Raw genomic sequence first — 20190 nt, forward strand, 5'->3', positions numbered from 1 at the left:
CGTTGCTGATACAATTTCCCGATGACCTATCAAGTTCTCGCACGCAAATGGCGACCGAAGGATTTCGCTTCGCTCGTCGGACAGGAGCACGTGGTGCGCGCGCTCACGCATGCACTCGACGGCGGCCGCCTGCACCACGCGTATCTCTTCACGGGCACGCGCGGCGTGGGCAAGACGACGCTGTCGCGTATCTTCGCCAAGGCGCTCAACTGTGAGACGGGCGTGACGTCGAAGCCGTGCGGCGTGTGTCGCGCGTGCCGGGAAATCGACGAAGGGCGCTTCGTCGACTACGTCGAGATGGATGCGGCGAGCAATCGCGGCGTGGACGAAATGGCCGCGCTGCTCGAGCGCGCGGTGTACGCGCCGGTGGATGCGCGCTTCAAGGTCTACATGATCGACGAAGTGCACATGCTCACGAACCACGCCTTCAACGCCATGCTGAAGACGCTGGAAGAGCCGCCGCCGCATGTGAAATTCATCCTCGCGACCACCGATCCGCAAAAGATTCCGGTCACGGTGCTCTCGCGCTGTCTGCAATTCAATTTGAAGCAGATGCCGGCGGGCAACATCGTCGAGCATCTCACGCACATTCTCGGTGAGGAGAAGGTCGAGTTCGAGCCGCAGGCGCTGCGCCTGCTCGCGCGCGCCGCCGACGGCTCGATGCGCGACGCGCTTTCGCTCACCGACCAGGCTATCGCTTATTCGGCGAACCAGGTCACAGAGGAAGCGGTGCGCGGGATGCTCGGCGCGCTGGACCAGAGCTATCTGATTCGCCTGATCGACGCGCTCGTGGCCGGCGACGGTGCGAACGTGCTCGCCATCGCCGACGAAATGGCGCTGCGCAGCTTGTCGTTCTCCACGGCGCTGCAGGACCTCGCGAGCCTGTTCCATCGCATCGGCTGGGCGCAATTCGCGCCGTCGTCGGTGCTCGACGAATGGCCCGAGGCCGACGACATCCGGCGCTTCGCCGAAGCGTTGAGCCCGGAGCAGGTCCAGCTTTTCTATCAGATCGCGACGCTCGGACGCAGCGAACTCGGTCTTGCGCCCGACGAATACGCGGGCTTCACGATGACGCTCCTGCGCATGCTCGCATTCGAGCCTTCGGTGAGCGCGGGGAGCGTGGGCAGTGCGCCAGCCTCGAAGCCGACCGCGGTCGGCGCGAGCGCGCGTGCGGCGGCTTCGGCCGCGGTGTCGGCGTCGGCGCCCGTCGTCGCGCAGCCGGTCGTGACGAAGCCGGAAGCAGTGGTAACGCCAGCGGTGGAGGCTGCCCCGGTCAAGGCGGCCGTTGTCGAGCCGGAAGCGAGCGCGCCCGCGCCGGTCGCGAGAGCCGCCGTGGAAGCGCGCGTCGTGCCTCCATGGGAAGACGAGGGCGAGTCCGCGCCGCGAGCTGCGCCTGTCGCCCCGGTTGAGCCGGCCGCAGCCGCTTCTGTTCCAGCATTAGCAGAACAACCACAGCCTGTTCAAAGCGCGTCGCCCGCGCCGCAGACCGAATCGCCTGAGGAATCCGCCGCTGCGGCGTCCGCGCGTAGTGGGGCAAGCGCCGCGCTCGACGTGCTGCGCAGCAAAGGCATGCGTCTTGCCCCGGGCCGTGGTCCCGCTGCCGCAACCGGCGCGGCCGCTCCGGCGCCTGCACCGAAGGCCGCGCCGCGCATGGAAGTGAAGGTGCCCACGCCCGATCCGGCTCGCCGCTCCGCTGCCGCGCAGGAAGCGCGGGCGCGTCAGCCGGCGCGCAACGCGAACGCGCAGCACGACGCCTCCGGCGCGCCGCCGTGGGACGATATCCCGCCCGACGACTACGTGCCGCTCGGCGCCGACGACGCGTACTTCGCGCCGCCCGACGACGGTTTCGTGCCCGCCTACGACAGCGAGCCGTCCGCGCCTCGCGCCGCCGCTTCCGCGCCGCCGCCGTCTGCGGCCGTGGTCGACGTGAGCAAGCTGCCGCCGGGCATCCCGCTCGATCCGATCGGCTTCACGGGCGACTGGCCGGCGCTGGCCGCCACGCTGACGCTGAAGGGCATTGCGTACCAGCTCGCCTTCAACAGCGAACTCACGGCGCTCGAAGGCACGTTGCTCAAATTGAGCGTGCCGGTGCCGCAGTACGCCGAAGCCTCGCAGGTCGCGAAGCTCAAGACGGCGCTCGCCGAGCGTCTTGGCAAGACCGTTGACGTGAGCGTGGACGTGGGTCCCGCGCGCCGCACGGCGGCCGCGCTCGACGCCGCCGATCGCGCCCAGCGTCAACGCGAAGCCGAGCGCGAGATCGGCGCCGATCCCTTCGTGCAACAACTGATTCGCGACTTTGGCGCGAGCATCGTGCCGGGCTCGATCCGGCCGGTCGCGCCGGAAGCCGCATCGGGCGGCAGTCAGGCCGCCCACTGATTTGCGCCGCGCGGCGCGCCAGGCGTTGCGCGCTTTTGAGCGCATCAATTCGAACGACTACGATCCAGAAGGAGCAGTGACTATGTTGAAAGGCCAACTCGGCGGGCTCATGAAGCAAGCCCAGCAGATGCAGGAAAACATGAAGAAGATGCAGGAGCAGCTCGCCCTGATCGAAGTCGAGGGCCAGGCTGGCGCCGGTCTCGTCAAGGTCACGATGACCTGCCGCAACGACGTGCGCCGCGTGTCGATCGATCCGAGCCTGCTCGCGGACGACAAGGACATGCTCGAAGACCTCGTGGCCGCGGCGTTCAACGACGCGGTGCGCAAGGCCGAAGCCACGTCGCAGGAAAAGATGAGCGGCATGACCGCCGGCCTGCCGCTGCCGCCGGGCTTCAAGATGCCGTTCTAAGGAATGTGGCGGGCGCCGTGTCTGCTTCAGGCCGGCGTTCGCGCGCCTCGCGTGCGTTGCCGCAGCCATTGAGGCTGCGCAGACGCTGGCGTCGAGCCGTCAAGCACCTGCAGCAAACCGCACCGGGAAGCAAGATCCGCTTCAAACCCCGTCGCGCATTTCGCGCTGAATCCGCATGAAACAACCTTCCGCTCTCGCCGCTCTCGTCGAGGCGCTGCGTGTGTTGCCCGGTGTCGGGCCGAAGTCGGCGCAACGCATGGCTTATCACCTGATGCAGCACGACCGCGACGGCGCCGAAAAGCTCGGCAACGCGCTTTTGTTCGCGACCGAAAATCTGAAACATTGCGAGAAGTGCAATACGTTCACCGAAGCTCAGGTGTGCGAAACGTGCCTCGACGAGGAGCGTGACCCGACGCTCCTGTGCGTGGTCGAAACGCCGGCGGATCAGATCATGCTCGAACAGACCATGACATACCGCGGGCTGTATTTCGTGCTGATGGGCCATTTGAGCCCGCTCGACGGCATTGGTCCGAAAGAGATCCATTTCGACCGGCTCGTGAAGCGCGCGTCGGACGGCGTTGTCAAGGAAGTGGTGCTCGCAACCAATTTCACGAACGAAGGCGAGGCCACGGCCCATTACCTCGGCCAGACGCTCAAGGCGCGCGGACTCGCCGTCACGCGCCTCGCGCGCGGCGTGCCGGTGGGCGGCGAACTCGAATACGTGGACGCCGGCACCATCGCGCGGGCCATGCTCGACCGGCGCTCGATGTAGCGTCGTTGCGGGCGCAACCAAGGCGCGCCGCCGCAAGCCGAACAGAACGAAAGGAGACACCATGAGCGCTTCCCCCGATTCCACTGCTTCCACTGCTTCGAAATCGAACGCATCCGCGGCCAAAGGCGCGGGGCCGCTCGCGGGCGTCAAGGTCCTCGAACTCGGCACGCTGATCGCGGGCCCGTTCGCCGCGCGCTTTCTTGGCGAGTTCGGCGCCGAGGTCATCAAGATCGAGGATCCCAAGGGCGGCGACCCGCTGCGCAAATGGCGCAAGCTCTACCCGGAAGCGGGTGGCACGTCGCTCTGGTGGGCCGTGCAGGCGCGCAACAAGAAGTCGGTCACGGTGAATCTCAAGGCCGAAGAGGGCAAGGAGATCGTGCGGCGCCTCGCGAAGGAAGCCGATATCGTCATCGAAAACTTCCGGCCAGGTTTGCTCGAAAAGCTCGGGCTCGGCTACGACGTGCTCTCGAAGGAAAATCCCGGTCTCGTGATGGTGCGCCTTTCGGGCTACGGCCAGACCGGCCCGTATCGCGACCGTCCGGGTTTCGGCGCGATCGCCGAATCGATGGGCGGCCTGCGCCACATTACCGGCTATCCAGACTTGCCGCCGCCTCGCATCGGCATTTCGATCGGCGATTCGATCGCGGCGCTGCATGGCGTGATCGGCGCGATGATGGCGCTCCATCATCGCAACATGAACGGCGGCAGCGGCCAGATCGTCGACGTCGCGCTCTATGAAGCCGTGTTCAACATGATGGAGAGCGTCGTGCCTGAGTACGGCGTGTACGGCATGGTGCGCGAGCGCACTGGCGCGTCGCTGCCCGGCATCGTGCCGTCGAACACGTATCCGTGCCGCGACGGCAGCATCGTGATCGGCGGCAACAGCGATCCGATCTTCAAGCGCCTGATGCTGGCAATCGAGCGCGCGGATCTCGCGAACGATCCGCAGCTCGCGCACAACGACGGCCGCGTGCCGCGCACGGCGGAAATCGACGGCGCCATCGCGGCGTGGCTCGCCACGCGCACCATCGACGAAGCGCTCGATGTGCTCAATGCTGCCGACGTGCCCGTGGGCCGCATCTACAGCGTGGCCGACATGTTCGCCGATCCGCAGTTCGCGGCGCGCCAGATGATCCAGCAGTTCCGCTGGCAGGCGCCGGGCGCAAAGGAAGGCGAGGGCGTGGATATCGCGCTGCCCTCGGTCACGCCCAAGCTTTCGGCAACGCCTGGCGACACGCGCTGGCTCGGTCCCGCGCTGGGCGAACATACCGACGAAGTCCTGCGGTCGCTGGGCTATGACGCGGACCGCATCGCACGGTTGCGCGAGCAACAAATCGTCTAAGGCAGCGCGCATCATGCAAAACGGCTCGCGCATCGCGAGCCGTTGTCGTTTTGCTTTCCGCGTCGCAGGCAGCGTTCAGGGCTCGATGACGATCTTGCCCGTCACCTTGCGCGAAGCCATGTCCTTGAGCGCCTGCGCGGTATCGGCGAGCTTGTAGCGCTTCGAGACATACGGCTTGAGCTTGCCTTCGCCGATCCAGCCCACCATCTGCGCGAACGCTGCCGCGTTGTGCTGCGGCTCGCGGCGCGCGAAGTCGCCCCAGAACACGCCGACGAGGCTCGCGCCCTTGAGCAGCGCCAGGTTGAGCGGCAGCCTGGGAATCTCGCCATTCGCGAAGCCCACCACGAGATAGCGTCCGCGCCAGCCGATGCTGCGAAACGCGGGCTCCGCATACTCGCCGCCCACGGGGTCGTAGATCACGTCGGGACCTTTGCCGTCGGTGAGTGCCTTGACGCGCTCGCGCAGGTCCTCGGTGCTGTAGTTGATGGTGGCGTCCGCGCCAAAGCGGCGGCAGACTTCGAGCTTCTCGTCGCTCGAGGCCGCCGCGATCACGCGCGCGCCGAGCACCTTGCCGATCTCCACCGCCGCAAGGCCCACGCCGCCCGCCGCGCCGAGCACGAGCATCGTTTCGCCGGCGCGCAGCGCGGCGCGATCGACCACGGCGTGATGGGACGTGCCGTACGCGAGCGTGAAGGCAGCGGCCGTCGCGAAATCGGCGCCCTCGGGCAGCGCCACGCACGCCGAGGCGTCCGCGAGCGCCTGCTCGGCGAATGCGCCGGTGCCCACGTAGGCCACCACGCGCGTGCCCGGCGCGAGTTTCACGCCTTCGCCCGCCGCGCGCACCACGCCCGCGAGTTCGGCGCCGGGCGTGAAAGGCAGCGGCGGCTTCATCTGATACTTGTTCTCGATGATCAGCACGTCGGGGAAGTTGACGGCCGCGGCCTTCACGTCGATCACCACCTGGCCCGGGCCCGGCACGAGGTCGGGCGAGTCTTCGAGCGTGAGCGAGTCGGGCGGCCCGTACTGGTTGCAGCGGATTGCGCGCATCGTGTCTCCTGTTTTATCCGGTTCGGTTGCTTTCAGTTTGCCTCGGTCGTGGATTCGCTACAGCGGAACAGTGTACGGCAATCCGCGTCGATGCGAACGATCGTGCGATTTATTTTGGGTCGATGACAAACGCCTTTCTGGAGGCCCCGCCAATGCGAATGCATCCCGGGCCGGCGAGCGATATCGACATGCGACGCAGGGCTTAACGCACGCCGCCGTAAGGGCCGCGCTGTCGTTCGCGTGCCTTCTTTCCTCGGTTACAATCGCCCGATGCGAATACTACTCAGCAACGACGACGGTTATCTCGCCCCCGGCCTCGCAGCGCTGTATGAAGCGCTCAAGCCGCTCGGCGAAGTCACGGTCATGGCGCCCGAGCAGAACTGCAGCGCCGCATCGAACTCGCTTACGCTGTGGCGCCCGCTGTCGGTGTTGCGATCCGCGAGCACCGGTTTCTACTATGTGAATGGCACGCCTACCGATTCCGTGCACATCGCGCTCACGGGCATGCTCGACGAGCGGCCCGACCTCGTGGTCTCCGGCATCAACAACGGCCAGAACATGGGCGACGACACGCTCTACTCGGGCACGGTAGCCGCGGCGACCGAAGGCATCATGTTCGGCATACCGGCCATTGCGTTTTCGCTCGTCGACAAGGACTGGGTGCATCTCGATTCCGCTGCACGCGTCGCGGCCGAGATCGTGGCGCATTACCTCGCCAACCCGTTGCCGGGTCATCCGCTGCTGAACGTCAACATCCCGAACCGGCCGTACGAGGAACTCGGCGATTGGCGCGTCACGCGCCTCGGCAAGCGTCATCCTTCGCAGCCAGTGATCCGCGAAACCAACCCGCGCGGCGAGCCGATCTACTGGATCGGGCCGTCGGGCAGCGCGCGCGACGCGAGCGAGGGCACGGACTTTCACGCCGTATCGAACGGCCACGTGTCGATCACGCCGCTGCAACTCGATCTCACTCATACGCAGATGCTGTCCGCCACGCACGACTGGGCGCGCAAAGGCGGCAGCGCTTCATGACGGGCGAGCGCACGAAGCGTTTCCCGCTCGGGCTTGCGGATCTCGTGCGCGAGCCGCGCCGGCGCGACACGCGCCCGGGCGACGCGCGCGCGCCGCTCGCGGGCGCCGGCAACGGCAGCCCCGCGAAACCGGGCGCCGGCGCGCTCGACAAGCCTGGCGCGAAGTTGGGTGCGCACGCGGTTAATCCGGCCGTTGCGAAGTCCACTGCAAACGCGCCGTTCAAGGGCTCGCCTGCAAAGCCCGTCAATGCGAAGCCGGTCAATGCAAAGCCGGCCTACGCCAAACCGGTGAGCGCCAGGGCGGCGAATCCGGTCAAGCCCGCGCATCCGGCGGGCGCCGCCGCCGCGCCGCGCGCTGCGATGCCGGTCGGCGCGAGCGCGCCGCGTGTTCCCGTCGCCGTCACGGGTGCGCCCGCCGTTGCGCTCAATGGCGCGCACGCGCTGACATCGGAACGCGTACGCGAGCGCATGGTCGAACGCCTGCGTGCAAACGGCATTGCCGATGCGCGCGTGCTCCAGGCGCTCGCGGCCGTGCCGCGCCACATGTTCATCGACCCCGGTCTCGCGACCCAGGCCTACGAAGATGCGGCGCTGCCGATCGGCCATCACCAGACCATCTCGAAGCCTTCCGTGGTGGCGCGCATGCTCGAACTCGCAGGCGCGGGCCGCGTGCTGGAGCGCGTACTGGAAATCGGCACCGGCTGCGGCTATCAGGCCGCCGTGCTGAGCCAGATTGCGCGCGACGTGTATTCCATTGAACGCATCAAGCCGTTATACGAGCGCGCGAAGACGAATCTTCGCCCGCTGCGTATCCCGAATATCCGCTTGCACTACGGCGACGGACGGCTCGGTTTGCCGTCGGCGGCGCCGTTCGACGCGATCGTGATCGCCGCCGCCGGCTTCGACGTGCCGCAGGCGCTGCTCGAGCAACTCGCCATCGGCGGGCGGCTCGTGGCGCCCGTGGCGGTGTCCGGCGCCCAGAGCGCCGCCGGCGAAGCGACGCAGGTTCTCACGCTCGTCGAGCGCACGGGGCCGGCTCAGTGGCGGGAGTCACGCCTCGATCGCGTTTTCTTTGTCCCCTTAAAATCTGGAGTGATCTGAATCCGATGAGTATGTTGCGTGCGATCAAAAGAAACCGCCCGAATGTCGACCTGCCCGCATCCACGCTGATCGCCGCGCAGCGCGGCGCCGCGGCCGTCGCGCTCTGCCTTCTGGCCGCCTGCGCCACGCGACTCGATCAGGCACCCGTGGTGGACCGCACCGCGCCGCTCGGCACGGCGGCCGCGCAGCCGCCGGTGCCGCTCGGGCCGCCGCCTCCGGGATACTACCGGGTGAAGCCGGGCGACACTCTCTATAGGATTGCGCTCGAAAACGGCCAGAATTATCGCGACATCGCGACGTGGAACAATCTCACCAATCCGAACCAGATCGAAGTGGATCAGTTGTTGCGCGTGGTGCCGCCGGGTGCGAATGCCTCGGCTTATACGCCGGGCGTCGTGACCGCGCCGGTTCCGGGCGTGGCGGCGTCGCCGGCCGCCCCGGCAGCGGGCTCGCCCGCGCAGCCGCCGATCTACGGTTCGGGTGCGAACGCATCGGCGCCCATGGTCGCCGTGCCGCCGCAGCCAGGTGCCAGCGGCGGCGATATGGCCGCGGCCCCGGGCAGCATCGCGCTCGCGTGGCCGGTGCGTGGTCCGGTGCTCAACGGCTTCGACGATACGAAGAACAAGGGCATCAATATCGGCGGCGCGACGGGCGATCCTGTCAAGGCGGCCGGTGACGGCCGCGTGGTTTATGCCGGAAATGGGCTGCGCGGTTACGGCAATCTCATTATCATCAAGCATGACGCCACGTTTTTGACCGCGTATGCACACAACCGGGCTTTGATGGTAAAAGAAGGGGATGCGGTCACCAAAGGTCAGCAGATCGCGGAAATGGGCAATACCGACTCGGACCGGGTGATGCTGCATTTCGAAGTACGCCGTCAGGGTAAGCCCGTCGACCCACTGAAGTACTTGCCGCCGCAATAAAAGCGAGCCGACCATGCCGAAATCGAAGCGCCGTCTGCAGCAATCCGAGTCTGACAGCCAAGCCGCCCAGGTTTCGGTGGAGGACGGCGCGCAGGCGGGCGACGACGACGCGTCGGCCGCCCTCGACAGCGGCCGCGACTATGAAGAGCGCGAGGAACGCGAAGAGCGTGAAGAACGCGATTCTGCGGCCGAGGAAGGCGGCTCGGGCGAGAGCGCCGAGCCGGCCGCACCCGATGCCGACGATTTCCGCGCCATGCTGCAGGCCGAACTCACGGCCGACACCATCCAGCATTATCTGAACCGGATCAGCGTGAAGCCGCTCCTCACCGTCGAGGAGGAGCAGCGCTACTCGCGCCTCGCCAAGGCCGGCGAGTTCGAGGCGCGGCAAGTCATGATCGAGCGCAATCTGCGTCTCGTCGTCAGCATTGCCAAGGGTTATCTCAATCGCGGCGTGCCGCTGCTCGACCTGATCGAGGAGGGCAACCTCGGCCTCATGCACGCGATCGAAAAATTCGACCCCACGCGTGGCTTCCGTTTTTCGACTTATGCGACCTGGTGGATTCGCCAGAGCATCGAGCGCGCCATCATGAATCAGGCGCGCACCGTGCGCCTGCCGGTGCACGTGATCCGCGAACTCAACCAGGTGCTGCGCGCGAAGCGGCATCTGGAGAAGAATTCGCTCAACGCCGACTCGGCCTCCGAGCGGCGCGACGCGAGCATCGACGACATCGCGTATCTCACCGGCAAGACCACCGAGGAAGTCACCGACATTCTCGCGCTCAACGAACACACGGCATCGCTCGACGCGCCGCTCGACCTCGACCCGGCCAGCAGCCTGCTCGACCTGCTTTCGGACGATCAGAGCCAGTCGCCGGATGCCGAAGTGCAGCACCGCGAACTGGAAACGCTGACGCGCGCGTGGCTGGGGCGATTATCCGATAAGCATCGCCACGTCATCGAACGGCGCTTCGGGCTGAACCATATCGAGCCCGCCACGCTCGAAGAACTGGCCGACGAAATGGGCCTCACCCGCGAGCGCGTGCGGCAGATCCAGCAGGAAGCGCTGGTGCGCCTCAAGCGCTTTTTCGCTTCGAACGGCGTGCGCAAGGACGCCGTTCTCTAAACCCTCGCAGTCCATCTGAATGACAGTTCCTGTACTCGTATTCGACATCGAAACGATTCCCGATGTCGACGGCATTCGCCGTCTCGACGATCTGCCCGCCACGCTCACGGACACCGAAGTGGCCGGGCATGCGTTCGCCGCGCGCCGCGAGAAAACCGGCAGCGATTTCCTGCCGCATCATCTGCAGCGCGTGGCCGCGATCTCGTGCGTGTTTCGCGACGGGCAGGGCTTTCGCGTGCGCTCGCTCGGCACGCCCGAAGACGGCGAGGCGCGCCTGATCGATTCGTTCTACCGGACGATCGAGAAATATTCGCCGCAGCTCGTTTCGTGGAACGGCGGCGGCTTCGACCTGCCGGTGCTGCACTATCGCGCGCTCGTGCACGGCATTCGCGCCGTGCGCTACTGGGAAATGGGCGATGCCGACCGCGAGTTCAAGTGGAACAACTACCTGAGCCGCTACCACACGCGGCATACCGATCTGATGGATCTGCTCGCGATGTACCAGCCGCGCGCGAACGCTCCGCTCGATGCGCTCGCGAAGCTCTGTGGCTTTCCGGGCAAGCTCGGCATGGACGGGGGGCAGGTGTGGACCGCGTTTCAGGAAGGCCGCATCGAGGAAATCCGCAATTACTGCGAAACCGACGTGGTCAACACGTATCTGCTGTATTGCCGGTTTCAGATGATGCGCGGCGGGTTCACGGAGCGCGAATATGCGGATGAGATCGAATTCGTGAAGCAGTCGCTCGCCGCGGAGACCGCACCGCATTGGGGCGAGTATCTCGAAGCGTTCGCCGCCTGAGCGCGCAGCCGGCTGACGTTCCCTTAGCCCAGTTCGAGCACGACCGGCTGATGATCCGAAGCCTGGGTCGCGCCGTCTATCTCGCAGCTTCGCAGGCGTGGGCGCAAATCTTCTGTCACGAAGACGAAATCGCACGCGAGCGGGCCGTCCGACCATTGTTTCGTATCGTAGACGCCGGCCGTGGGCGGCAGCGTCGCGCCCGCATGGAGCGCGGTCCACGCGTCGAGGAAGGCGGGGCTGCCCGCGAGCGGCTCTAGCATGCGCGTGTACGCCTCGCTGCCCCACGCGCTGTTGAAATCGCCGCAGACGATCGCGGACACCGGCCGCGAGGTGCGCTCGAACGGGCCAACGTCGTTTTCCGCGGGCGCGGGATGCGCCGCGTGATCGGCGGCTTCCTGCTGCAAACGCCGTAACTCGTCCACTTGCGCGAGCCGTTGACGCAGCGAGTAGAACTCCAGATGCGTGACCAGCACGCGCAGCGCGCCGCCCGGCGCGTCGAGCACGGCTTCGAGCGCCACGCGCTGCATCGAGGGCGCGGTGGAGTCGGCGGGCCACGGCAGGGCGTGGCGGAAAACCTGCGCGACAGGCAAACGCGTGGCGAGTGCGTTGCCGAACTGGCGGCGCTGCATCGGCGCCGTGCCTTGACGGGAGCCCGGCGCGTCTAGCTGCGCGGGCAAGTCGGCGCCGATTGCCGCGATGACCGTGTAGCCCGGCAGCAGCGCCCGAAGTTCGGCGAACTGATCGTCGCCGGGACCTCCCGGCAGCGCCCCAAAGCCGCGCGTAATCTCCTGCAGGCAGAGCACGTCGAAGTCGGCGAGACGCTGCGCCTCGCGCACCGTGCGCGCGAGATCGACGACGCCGGAAGCATCGCGCCCCCACTGCACATTCCAGCTCACCAGTTTCATCGGCACCTCCTGACATGGTGCGGCGGCGGTTCCCACAGGTTCAACCCTAGCCTGGTTTCTTGTGCAGCGTGTATGACAAACCGGAAAGCGGCGGTGGCGTGGACGTAATGGGTGTTAGATCCGGCGACCCTGGCACGCGGCGCGCACGGTGCCCGCCACATGGTTTGTGCGGTCGAAATACACCGAAAATGGCACGTTGTGGCTGCTTCCGAGATTGTATTTGCCGAGGTCGTACTGGAAGCAGTCGAAGTCGCGGGTCTGGTAGCCGCGGTCGGGCGGACCCATGCGCTTGTAGACTTCGCTCTGCGTCATGCCGGGCTGGATGGAGCCGACGATCTGATCGGGCTGGATAGTCGGGCCGCACGCCGCGAGGCCCACGAGCGTCGTTGCGACGAGTGCACAAAGAGGTAGCTTGCTCACTTCGGTTCCGTTAGTGATGGGGTGGATATCCTTGCCGCCGCAACCGGCTTCAATCCATGGGACGATTCTGAAAGTGCCTGATCGATTGGCGTCAATCGATCAGGATGCGCAGACCGAACAGCAACAGGGCGAGCAGCGCGCCCGGGACGGCGAGGCTGGCAAGGCCGAGCAGGAGCGGGCGATGCGTGCTCGCGTGCCGGGAGAGGAGCGGTTCGGCGACGGTGGCGGCGCTAAGCGCGACAAGCAAAAGCGCGAATGTTTCAAGCAGGACGAGGCCGGACATGATGACGATTCCTTTGCGTGGGTCGGACTTATCACGCGTCAGGAATCATCGTAGTGACGCCGCGCAGCGCGCACGATCGGACGAGTTCGAAAAGAGCCGTCACGGAGCGGGGCCGCCGACTTCGACTACAATCTCGCCTTCGCCCACAATTCACTCATCGTCAGTCAGGAATCCGCTGGTGTCTCAAGCCGCCCCCGACCCTCAAGCCGCGCCTGCCCAGGCCGAGCCCATGCCGTCCACGCCCACCAAAAAGCGCAGCAAGCGCGAGCGCCGTGCCGAAAAGCGCGCCGCCATCGAAGCTTCGGTCGCTCATGCCCCCATTCTCGAGATCGAGTCGCTCGATATGGAGGCGCGCGGCGTTGGCCGCACCGTCACCGAGACGGGCGAGCCCGGCAAGGTGATCTTCGTCGAGGGCGCGCTGCCGGGCGAGCGCGTGACCTATCTGAGCTACCGCAAGAAGCCCACGTTCGAACAGGCGCAGGTGGTGAACGTGCTGCGCGAGAGCGCGATGCGCACGAAACCGCAATGCGCGTTCTTCGGCACCTGCGGCGGCTGTTCGATGCAGCATCTCGACGTGCGTGCGCAGATCGCCGTCAAGCAGCGCGTGCTCGAAGACAACCTCGCCCACCTCTCGAAGGTGCGCTCCGAAACGATGTTCCGGCCGATTCACGGCCCGGCGTGGGGCTACCGCTACCGCGCGCGCCTCACGGTGCGCAACGTGCCGAAGAAGGGCGGCGTGCTGGTTGGCTTCCACGAGAAGAAGAGCAGCTACGTGGCCGACATGACGAGCTGCGAAGTCTTGCCGCCGAACATCTCGGCGATGCTCGTGCCGCTGCGCCATCTCGTGGCCGCGCTGTCGATTCGCGATCGCATGCCGCAGATCGAACTCGCCGTCGGTTCGAGCGTGACGGCGCTCGTGCTGCGCATTCTCGAACCGCTCACGGCGGCCGACGAAGACTTGCTGCGCGCGTTCGCCGACGAGCACAACGTCCAGTTCTGGCTCCAGCCGAAGGGCCCGGACACGGTGTTCCCGTTCTATCCGCTCGACAAGGAACTGGACTACACGCTGCCCGAATACAGCATTCGCATGCCGTTCAAGCCGACGGACTTCACGCAGGTCAATCACCAGATCAACCGCGTGCTGGTGGGCCGCGCGCTGCGACTGCTCGCGCCGGAGCCGGGCGACCGCGTGCTCGACCTGTTTTGCGGCATCGGCAACTTCACGCTGCCGCTTGCGCGTCTCGCTCGCGAAGTCGTGGGGATCGAAGGAAGCGATACGCTGACGGCCCGCGCGCTGGAAAACGCGCGCGCCAACGGCGTGGACGGACATACGTCGTTTGCGTGCCGCAACCTGTTCGAAGTGACCGCCGACGACATGCGCGCGCTCGGCCACTTCGACAAGTTCCTGGTCGATCCGCCGCGCGAAGGCGCGTTCGCCGTTTCCCAGGCGCTCGCGGAAATCGCGCAGAGCGGCAATGGACCGCTGCCCAAACGCATCGTCTACGTGTCGTGCAGCCCCGCGACGCTGGCGCGCGACGCGGGCGTGCTCGTCAACGAGGCGGGTTATCGGCTCAAAGGTGCGGGCGTGGTCAACATGTTCCCGCATACGTCCCACGTGGAGTCGATCGCGCTGTTCGAGCGCGATTAAGGCAGCACGCGGTGCGCTGAATCAAAAAAAACGCCACGGAAATTTTCCGTGGCGTTTTGCATTGCGGCTGTCTCAGCACGCTTCGGCGCCTCAGCGTGGAGGCGCGGCGATCACCAGATCTGCCACCAGGACTTGTTTTCCTTGCCGGGGCGCGCGTGACCGGTGATGTACGGGCTGTCCGGGAAGGTGCCGGCGAGCACGCGGCGCGTGTCTTCGGCGAGTTGCGGCTGATCGAGCTTCTGGTACGACAGGATCATGATGTGCAGCGCGTCTTCGATCGCCGGCGCGCTCTTATAGTCCTGAATCGCGAGCTGCGCGCGGTTGATCGCCGCCACATAGGCGCCGCGGCGATAGTAGTAGTCGGCCGCGTGCACTTCGTGCGACGCGAGCGCGTTCACGATGTAGCGCATGCGCTGTGCGGCGTCCGGCGCGTACTTGCTCTGCGGATACTTGCTGACCACGACGTTGAACGCGTCATACGACTCGCGCAGCGACTTCGGGTCGCGCTCGCTCATGTCCTGGCCCGAGAAGCGGCCGAACAGACCCAGGTCGTCGTTGAAGTGGATCATGCCCTTGAGGTAGTACGCGTAGGCGATGTCCGGGTGATCCGGGTGCAACTGGATGAAGCGATTGATCGCCTGGTCGGCGGCGTCGTTCTCGTTGTCTTTCCAGTTGCAGTAGGCCACGTTGATCTGCGCCTGCTGGGCGAAGTGGCCGAACGGGTCGCGACCCTGAAGTGCTTCAAAATATTTCGCGCACTTGCCCCAGTCGCCGCCGGAGAGCGCGTCCTGAGCCTCCGTATATAATTTGTTGTTGTTCCACGCCGCCGTTTCGTCGGTTTTTTCCGGCAGGCCGTGGCAGGCCGCGACCACGGCGAGCGCCGCGCCGCAAGCAGCAAGTCGAATGAAGTTGCCAATCTTGCCGAGCGCGTTGGCTCGCGTCGCGCGCATTGCGTTTCGGGCCAGCGCGTGTTGGGCCAGTTTCGTAATCGTGTTCAAGGCTCGCATTTATCCAGTCCAGCTTCAGGTCCACAGGTGACCCAGACTCAATGACCCGTACAGTTATTCCGGGGGCCGGCGCTCCCGGCGCCCAAAACAGCATCAGCGATTATAGCCTGGGCGATGCGCCCGATGACGCCGCCGCCAGTGACGCGCTCGACGACGAACTCGCAGCCGGGGACGCCGCTAGCGCCCCGCGTGCGCGCGCCGGCGAGGAACCGCGCTCGATTCAGGTGCCCGATGAGCTTGCAGGCGAGCGCCTCGACAAGGTGCTCGCCAAAATCTTTCCGGAATTTTCACGCAGCCGCTTGCAGGGCTGGATCGAAGAGCAGCGCGTGCGCGTGGACGGCAGGCCGGCCAGGGTGCGCCAGCCGGTGCCGCTCGGCGCGACCATCGAACTCGTGCCGGACCTCCTGCCCGAGCAGCTCGCGTTCACGCCCGAGCCGGTGCCGCTAGACATCGTCTACGAAGACGACGCCATCGTCGTCATCAACAAGCCTGCCGGGCTCGTGGTGCATCCGGCCGCGGGCAACTGGAGCGGCACGCTTCTCAACGGCCTCCTGCATCGCTACGGCGCAGCGGCGGCGGGGCTGCCGCGCGCCGGCATCGTCCATCGGCTCGACAAGGAAACGTCCGGGCTGATGGTCGTCGCGCGCACGCTCCAGGCGCAAACCGACCTCGTGCGGCAGTTGCAGGCGCGCACGGTGAAGCGCCGCTATCTCGCGCTTGTCTGGGGCAACATGGCCGACGAAGGCACCATCGACGCGCCTATCGGCCGCGACCCGCGCGAGCGCACGCGCATGGCGGTGGTGAAGGGCGCTTCGGGCAAGCCCGCGCGCACGCACTTCCGGCGCATCGACAAGACGCTCTGGCACAACCAGCCCGTGAGCGCCATTCATTGCGACCTGGAAACGGGGCGCACGCACCAGATTCGCGTGCATTGCGCGCATGTCGGCCATCCGTTGCTGGGCGATCCCGTGTACGGTCACGCGCGCGGCAAGCGCTCCGTCGCGGCGCTGCCCGACGGTTTCGCGCGCCAGGCGCTGCATGCGTGGCGTCTCGGCCTCGTTCATCCGGTTACGGGCCGCACGATGCAATGGCGCGCCGAAGTGCCCGACGACATGGACGCGCTGATCGAGGCGCTCGGCTTCGGCGGCGCCGAGGACGAGGACGAAGCGGGCTTCGACGAAGACATGTTCGACAGCGCCTACACGGACGAGGGCTACGTGATCGGCAGCGACGAAGACGATTACGAAGAAGACGAAGGCGACGAAGGCGACGAAGGCGACGATCCGCAAGACGAGGACAAGCACGCATGACGACCTGCCCGGAACTGGCACCCGACGACTTGTTGCGTCCCGACTGGCAGGTTTCGCCCCGCGTGCGCGCGCTGGTCACGACGCGTAACGGCGGCGTGAGCGAGCCGCCTTTCGGGCGGTGGCAGGCGGCGCCGGGCGCGAACGAAGGTGAGGGCGTCGATCTCCCCGGCGGACTGAATCTCGGCCGCGGCTCCGGCGACGATCTCGCGCACGTCGAGGCGAACCGCGAGCGGCTGCTCGCGCACGCGGGCGTGCGTGCCGCGTGGCTCAAGCAGATCCATGGTCCAGTGGTGGTCGACGCCGCGCAGGCGCTCGCCGCGGCGCGCGCGGGCGCCCCGCTCGAAGCCGATGCGAGCGTCACCGCCGAGCCCGGCATCGCCTGCACGGTGATGGTGGCCGACTGCATGCCCGTCTTGCTGTGCGATGGCGAGGGACGCGCCGTGGGCGCCGCGCACGCGGGCTGGCGCGGACTGGCCGCCGGCGTCATCGAGCGCACGGCGCAGCGCGTCGCGGCGCTCGCGGGCTGTGCGGCGGCCGATCTGCATGCGTATCTCGGCCCTGCGATCGGCCCGACGGCTTTCGAGGTCGGTGCGGACGTGCGCGACGCGTTCATGGCTCACGTCGAGCATGTGGGCGCCGAACAGCGCGATGCGTATCGCAGCGCCACGGCGGCGGCCTTCGTGGCCCGCCCGGAGGCCAGCGGCAAATACCTCGCCAATCTTCCCGCTCTGGCGCGGCTGCGGCTCGACGCACTCGGCGTGCGCCACGTGAGCGGCGGCGACCTGTGCACGGTCACGCTGCGCGAGCGCTTCTACTCGTACCGGCGGGATCGTGTCACCGGGCGGATGGCCGCGCTTATCTGGCTCGATCCGTGACATGACGTGACAGGGGGCGAGCCGCCGTCATGACGCGACGTGGCGGCGCGTCGGGATCAGCACGATCTTTTGCTGCACTGCAGCTATTCCCGCAAACGGCCATGCGCCACTCGCGGCGCATCGAATCCCCATTTTCCGCATTGCACTGCAAGCGCTTGCCCCGATGGCGGATTTTTGTCCGACACATCGCACAACGACATGTCGCGGCAGTTAAACAATTGATTACATCGGGAAAACGATAATTAAAAAAATATCGCAGCGCGGCAAAATCGGGCACAAGCATTGACACGCTTTGCAATGGGGAGCAAGAATGTCCCTCACCCACGGGACAGGTCGTGACGAGCGCCGCAATGGCGCCGTATGCGTACCACCTGCCTCTCAACCAGTCCCTCGGGACACATCGGTCAAAAGCAGGCATGACGGCATCTCAACGTTCCAAGACTGCCCCGGGCTCGGGCGCTTCAACTGATGGTGCAACGCGCGGCAATCCGTCTTTTGCTCCCGACGCAGCCGGCATGCAGCAATATCTCGACGCGTGGACGAACGCCTGGAAGAGCGCCCTGAATGCTGCGCAGCAAACGGGCGGCGCGGCGCAGCAAGCCCCCTTCGCGGGACTCGCGGCCAACTGGTGGCCGCCGGCGGGCAACGGTGCGGCGGGCAATCCCTTTGGCGCAGGCAATCCGTTCGCTGCGGGGAATCCTTTCGCTGCGGGGAATCCTTTCGGTGCAGGCAACCCTTTCGCTGCGGGCAACCCCTTCGGCGCAGGCAATCCTTTCGCTGCCTCCAATCCGTTCGGCGGCGCGAATCCGTTTGAAGGTTTCAAGCTCCCCACGGCATCGATCGAACCCACGCGGCTGCAGCATCTGCAAGCGGAATATTCGCGCGACGCGCTCGACTTGCTGCGCCAGGCCACGGACACCACGCCCAAGTCGCCTGAACTCAAGGACCGGCGCTTTAGCTCCGACGCCTGGAAGGCGACGCCCGCGTATGCATTCACGGCCGCGTGGTATCTGCTCAACGCGCGCTACCTGCATGAACTCGTCGACGCGATCGATACCGATCCGAAAACGCGCGAGCGCATTCGCTTCGCCGTGCAGCAGTGGACTGCGGCGGCCTCGCCCAGCAACTTCCTCGCGCTCAATCCCGACGCGCAGAGCGCGTTGCTCGAAACCCACGGCGAGAGCCTGCGCCAGGGTGTGATGAATCTGCTAGGCGACATGTCGCGCGGCAAGATTTCCCAAACCGACGAATCGCGCTTCGTGGTGGGCCGCAATCTCGCGACCACCGAAGGCTCGGTCGTGTTCGAGAACGCGCTCTTCCAGTTGATCCAGTACAAGCCGCGCACGGCCACCGTGCGCGAGCGGCCGCTGCTGATCGTGCCGCCGTGCATCAACAAGTACTACATCCTCGACTTGCAGCCGGAGAACTCGCTCGTTGCGTATGCGCTGGAGCAGGGCCAGCAGGTGTTCCTCGTCTCGTGGCACAACGGCGATGCGTCGATTGCCGACCGTTCCTGGGACGACTACATCGAAGAGGGCGTGCTGACGGCCATCGAGACGACGCGCAGCATCAGCGAGCGCGAGCAGATCAACACGCTCGGCTTCTGCGTGGGCGGCACGCTGCTCGCCACGGCACTGGCCGTCGCGGCGGCGCGCGGCGAACATCCCGCAGCGTCGATGACGTTGCTCACGGCGATGCTCGACTTCGGCGACACGGGCGTGCTCGACGTGTTCGTCGACGAAGCCCACGTGCAGATGCGCGAGCAAACCATCGGTGGCAAGAGTGGCGGCACGCCGGGTCTCATGCGCGGCGTCGAATTCGCTAACACGTTCTCGTTCCTGCGGCCCAACGATCTGGTCTGGAACTACGTCGTCGACAATTACCTGAAGGGCCGCACGCCCGCGCCGTTCGATCTGCTGTTCTGGAACAGCGACTCGACGAGCCTGCCCGGACCGATGTACGCGTGGTATCTGCGCAATACGTACCTCGAAAACAAGCTGCGCGAGCCGGGCGCGCTCACCGTGTGCGGCGAGGAAGTGGACCTTTCGCGCGTCGACGTGCCGACCTTCATCTACGGTTCGCGCGAGGATCACATCGTGCCCTGGCGCACGGCGTACGCGTCGGTGCCGCTCTTGTCCGGGCCGCTGAAATTCGTGCTGGGCGCATCGGGTCATATTGCGGGCGTGATCAACCCGGCGTCGAAGAACAAACGCAGCTTCTGGAGCATCGAAGCCGAGGCGAAGCATCTGCCGGAGGACGCCGACGACTGGTTCGCCGCCGCCGAGGAAAAACCCGGTAGCTGGTGGCCGACGTGGGTCGAGTGGCTCGATCAGTACGGCGGCAAGAAGGTGAAACCCCGTGCGCAAGCCGGCTCGGCGGAATTCCCCGAGATCGAGCCGGCGCCGGGGCGTTATGTGCAGCAGCGCGATTGAAGCGCTTGATCGGCTTGCTGCGGAGTTCGGATTAACAACTTGACGGGCGGGGCGCATGGCGCGCCTTAAAGCCGCCCGGAGGATCTGGAAATGACTGACATTGTGATCGTTTCGGCCGCACGTACGGCAGTGGGCAAATTCGGCGGTTCGCTCGCGAAGGTGGCGGCGCCTGACCTTGGCGCCATCGTCATCAAGGCCGCGCTCGAGCGTGCGGGCGTGGCGCCCGATCAGGTGAGCGACGTGATCATGGGTCAGGTGCTGACCGCGGGCTCGGGCCAGAACGTGGCGCGTCAGGCGTCGATCAAGGCGGGGCTGCCTGCGGCCGTGCCCGCGATGACGATCAACAAGGTGTGCGGCTCGGGCCTGAAGGCGGTGATGCTCGCA

The 20190-nt window shown here is 66.4% G+C and carries 18 protein-coding genes and 1 pseudogene; 14 read left to right on the forward strand and 5 right to left on the reverse strand.

Going from position 1 to position 20190, the window contains the following annotated elements:
• The first annotated feature begins 21 nt into the window (after positions 1-21).
• From dnaX to U5768_RS25090, 4 genes are all read left to right on the forward strand, one after another.
• Positions 22-2376: a DNA polymerase III subunit gamma/tau gene (gene dnaX / locus U5768_RS25075; RefSeq protein ID WP_322033072.1), complete on the forward strand. Its 2355-nt coding sequence runs from the start codon at positions 22-24 to the stop codon at positions 2374-2376.
• An 82-nt stretch (positions 2377-2458) separates the two neighbouring features.
• Positions 2459-2785 carry a YbaB/EbfC family nucleoid-associated protein gene (locus U5768_RS25080; RefSeq protein WP_322033073.1) on the forward strand — a complete coding sequence of 109 codons (327 nt, stop codon included), beginning with the start codon at positions 2459-2461 and terminating at the stop codon, positions 2783-2785.
• Between the two features lie 175 nt (positions 2786-2960).
• Entirely contained in the window at positions 2961-3557 is a 597-nt protein-coding gene (gene recR, locus U5768_RS25085; RefSeq protein WP_133184310.1) for a recombination mediator RecR, read from the forward strand.
• 61 nt (positions 3558-3618) lie between these two features.
• Complete coding sequence (locus U5768_RS25090) at positions 3619-4899, forward strand: CaiB/BaiF CoA-transferase family protein (RefSeq protein WP_322033074.1); 1281 nt, start codon at positions 3619-3621, stop codon at positions 4897-4899.
• A gap of 75 nt (positions 4900-4974) precedes the next feature.
• Here U5768_RS25090 and U5768_RS25095 read toward each other — a convergent pair whose 3' ends face one another.
• Positions 4975-5946: an NADPH:quinone oxidoreductase family protein gene (locus tag U5768_RS25095; RefSeq protein WP_322033075.1), complete on the reverse strand. Its 972-nt coding sequence runs from the start codon at positions 5944-5946 to the stop codon at positions 4975-4977.
• Between the two features lie 270 nt (positions 5947-6216).
• On the opposite strand from U5768_RS25095, the gene surE reads away from it, so the two are divergent.
• Genes surE through U5768_RS25120 form a run of 5 tightly spaced genes read left to right on the forward strand, consistent with a single transcriptional unit; the run spans position 6217 to position 10926 of the window.
• The gene (gene surE / locus U5768_RS25100; RefSeq protein ID WP_322033076.1) at positions 6217-6978 is read left to right on the forward strand and encodes a 5'/3'-nucleotidase SurE; all 762 of its coding nucleotides are present in this window, start codon (positions 6217-6219) and stop codon (positions 6976-6978) included.
• Positions 6975-8078: a protein-L-isoaspartate(D-aspartate) O-methyltransferase gene (locus tag U5768_RS25105; protein WP_322033077.1), complete on the forward strand. Its 1104-nt coding sequence runs from the start codon at positions 6975-6977 to the stop codon at positions 8076-8078. Before surE ends, U5768_RS25105 begins: the two co-directional genes overlap by 4 nt.
• A 5-nt stretch (positions 8079-8083) precedes the next feature.
• On the forward strand, positions 8084-9004 hold the full coding sequence (locus tag U5768_RS25110) for a peptidoglycan DD-metalloendopeptidase family protein (protein ID WP_322033095.1): 921 nt from the start codon (positions 8084-8086) through the stop codon (positions 9002-9004).
• 13 nt (positions 9005-9017) lie between these two features.
• Complete coding sequence (gene rpoS, locus U5768_RS25115; RefSeq protein ID WP_322033078.1) at positions 9018-10127, forward strand: RNA polymerase sigma factor RpoS; 1110 nt, start codon at positions 9018-9020, stop codon at positions 10125-10127.
• 19 nt (positions 10128-10146) lie between these two features.
• Complete coding sequence (locus U5768_RS25120; RefSeq protein WP_322033079.1) at positions 10147-10926, forward strand: 3'-5' exonuclease; 780 nt, start codon at positions 10147-10149, stop codon at positions 10924-10926.
• A gap of 23 nt (positions 10927-10949) precedes the next feature.
• Here the strand turns inward: U5768_RS25120 and U5768_RS25125 are convergent, their stop codons facing one another.
• The 3 genes from U5768_RS25125 to U5768_RS25135 all read right to left on the reverse strand — a co-directional run bounded on the left by U5768_RS25125 (position 10950) and on the right by U5768_RS25135 (position 12534).
• Positions 10950-11831 (reverse strand): endonuclease/exonuclease/phosphatase family protein, encoded by an 882-nt coding sequence (locus tag U5768_RS25125; RefSeq protein ID WP_322033080.1) that lies wholly within the window; start codon positions 11829-11831, stop codon positions 10950-10952.
• Between the two features lie 114 nt (positions 11832-11945).
• Complete coding sequence (locus U5768_RS25130) at positions 11946-12251, reverse strand: hypothetical protein (protein ID WP_322033081.1); 306 nt, start codon at positions 12249-12251, stop codon at positions 11946-11948.
• Between the two features lie 91 nt (positions 12252-12342).
• A complete protein-coding gene (locus tag U5768_RS25135; protein WP_322033082.1) occupies positions 12343-12534 on the reverse strand; it encodes a hypothetical protein in 192 nt (63 codons plus the stop codon).
• A gap of 229 nt (positions 12535-12763) precedes the next feature.
• On the opposite strand from U5768_RS25135, the gene rlmD reads away from it, so the two are divergent.
• A complete protein-coding gene (gene rlmD, locus U5768_RS25140) occupies positions 12764-14182 on the forward strand; it encodes a 23S rRNA (uracil(1939)-C(5))-methyltransferase RlmD (RefSeq protein WP_322033096.1) in 1419 nt (472 codons plus the stop codon).
• A 110-nt stretch (positions 14183-14292) separates the two neighbouring features.
• On the opposite strand, the gene U5768_RS25145 is transcribed toward rlmD, so the two are convergent.
• A complete protein-coding gene (locus tag U5768_RS25145; RefSeq protein ID WP_415913968.1) occupies positions 14293-15132 on the reverse strand; it encodes an outer membrane protein assembly factor BamD in 840 nt (279 codons plus the stop codon).
• 98 nt (positions 15133-15230) lie between these two features.
• Between U5768_RS25145 and U5768_RS25150 the strand changes: the two genes are divergently transcribed.
• From U5768_RS25150 to U5768_RS25165, 4 genes and pseudogenes are all read left to right on the forward strand, one after another.
• Complete coding sequence (locus U5768_RS25150; RefSeq protein ID WP_322033084.1) at positions 15231-16499, forward strand: RluA family pseudouridine synthase; 1269 nt, start codon at positions 15231-15233, stop codon at positions 16497-16499.
• Positions 16496-17374: a peptidoglycan editing factor PgeF gene (gene pgeF, locus U5768_RS25155; protein ID WP_322033085.1), complete on the forward strand. Its 879-nt coding sequence runs from the start codon at positions 16496-16498 to the stop codon at positions 17372-17374. The genes U5768_RS25150 and pgeF overlap by 4 nt, the downstream gene beginning before the upstream one ends.
• A 515-nt stretch (positions 17375-17889) precedes the next feature.
• The gene (gene phaC / locus U5768_RS25160; RefSeq protein WP_322033086.1) at positions 17890-19806 is read left to right on the forward strand and encodes a class I poly(R)-hydroxyalkanoic acid synthase; all 1917 of its coding nucleotides are present in this window, start codon (positions 17890-17892) and stop codon (positions 19804-19806) included.
• Positions 19807-19896: 90 nt separating this feature from the next.
• Positions 19897-20190: pseudogene (locus U5768_RS25165) on the forward strand (acetyl-CoA C-acetyltransferase); the annotation flags it as partial.

This window comes from Paraburkholderia sp. J76 (assembly GCF_905220295.1).
Taxonomy (GTDB): domain Bacteria; phylum Pseudomonadota; class Gammaproteobacteria; order Burkholderiales; family Burkholderiaceae; genus Paraburkholderia.

Bases quoted from the DNA above. Each gene is read 5' to 3' on its own strand.
- dnaX (WP_322033072.1), top strand. From the start codon at position 22: ATGACCTATCAAGTTCTCGCACGCAAATGGCGACCGAAGGATTTCGCT.
- U5768_RS25080 (WP_322033073.1), top strand. From the start codon at position 2,459: ATGTTGAAAGGCCAACTCGGCGGGCTCATGAAGCAAGCCCAGCAGATG.
- recR (WP_133184310.1), top strand. From the start codon at position 2,961: ATGAAACAACCTTCCGCTCTCGCCGCTCTCGTCGAGGCGCTGCGTGTG.
- U5768_RS25090 (WP_322033074.1), top strand. From the start codon at position 3,619: ATGAGCGCTTCCCCCGATTCCACTGCTTCCACTGCTTCGAAATCGAAC.
- U5768_RS25095 (WP_322033075.1), bottom strand. From the start codon at position 5,946: ATGCGCGCAATCCGCTGCAACCAGTACGGGCCGCCCGACTCGCTCACG.
- surE (WP_322033076.1), top strand. From the start codon at position 6,217: ATGCGAATACTACTCAGCAACGACGACGGTTATCTCGCCCCCGGCCTC.
- U5768_RS25105 (WP_322033077.1), top strand. From the start codon at position 6,975: ATGACGGGCGAGCGCACGAAGCGTTTCCCGCTCGGGCTTGCGGATCTC.
- U5768_RS25110 (WP_322033095.1), top strand. From the start codon at position 8,084: ATGAGTATGTTGCGTGCGATCAAAAGAAACCGCCCGAATGTCGACCTG.
- rpoS (WP_322033078.1), top strand. From the start codon at position 9,018: ATGCCGAAATCGAAGCGCCGTCTGCAGCAATCCGAGTCTGACAGCCAA.
- U5768_RS25120 (WP_322033079.1), top strand. From the start codon at position 10,147: ATGACAGTTCCTGTACTCGTATTCGACATCGAAACGATTCCCGATGTC.
- U5768_RS25125 (WP_322033080.1), bottom strand. From the start codon at position 11,831: ATGAAACTGGTGAGCTGGAATGTGCAGTGGGGGCGCGATGCTTCCGGC.
- U5768_RS25135 (WP_322033082.1), bottom strand. From the start codon at position 12,534: ATGTCCGGCCTCGTCCTGCTTGAAACATTCGCGCTTTTGCTTGTCGCG.
- rlmD (WP_322033096.1), top strand. From the start codon at position 12,764: ATGCCGTCCACGCCCACCAAAAAGCGCAGCAAGCGCGAGCGCCGTGCC.
- U5768_RS25145 (WP_415913968.1), bottom strand. From the start codon at position 15,132: ATGCGCGCGACGCGAGCCAACGCGCTCGGCAAGATTGGCAACTTCATT.
- U5768_RS25150 (WP_322033084.1), top strand. From the start codon at position 15,231: ATGACCCGTACAGTTATTCCGGGGGCCGGCGCTCCCGGCGCCCAAAAC.
- pgeF (WP_322033085.1), top strand. From the start codon at position 16,496: ATGACGACCTGCCCGGAACTGGCACCCGACGACTTGTTGCGTCCCGAC.
- phaC (WP_322033086.1), top strand. From the start codon at position 17,890: ATGCAGCAATATCTCGACGCGTGGACGAACGCCTGGAAGAGCGCCCTG.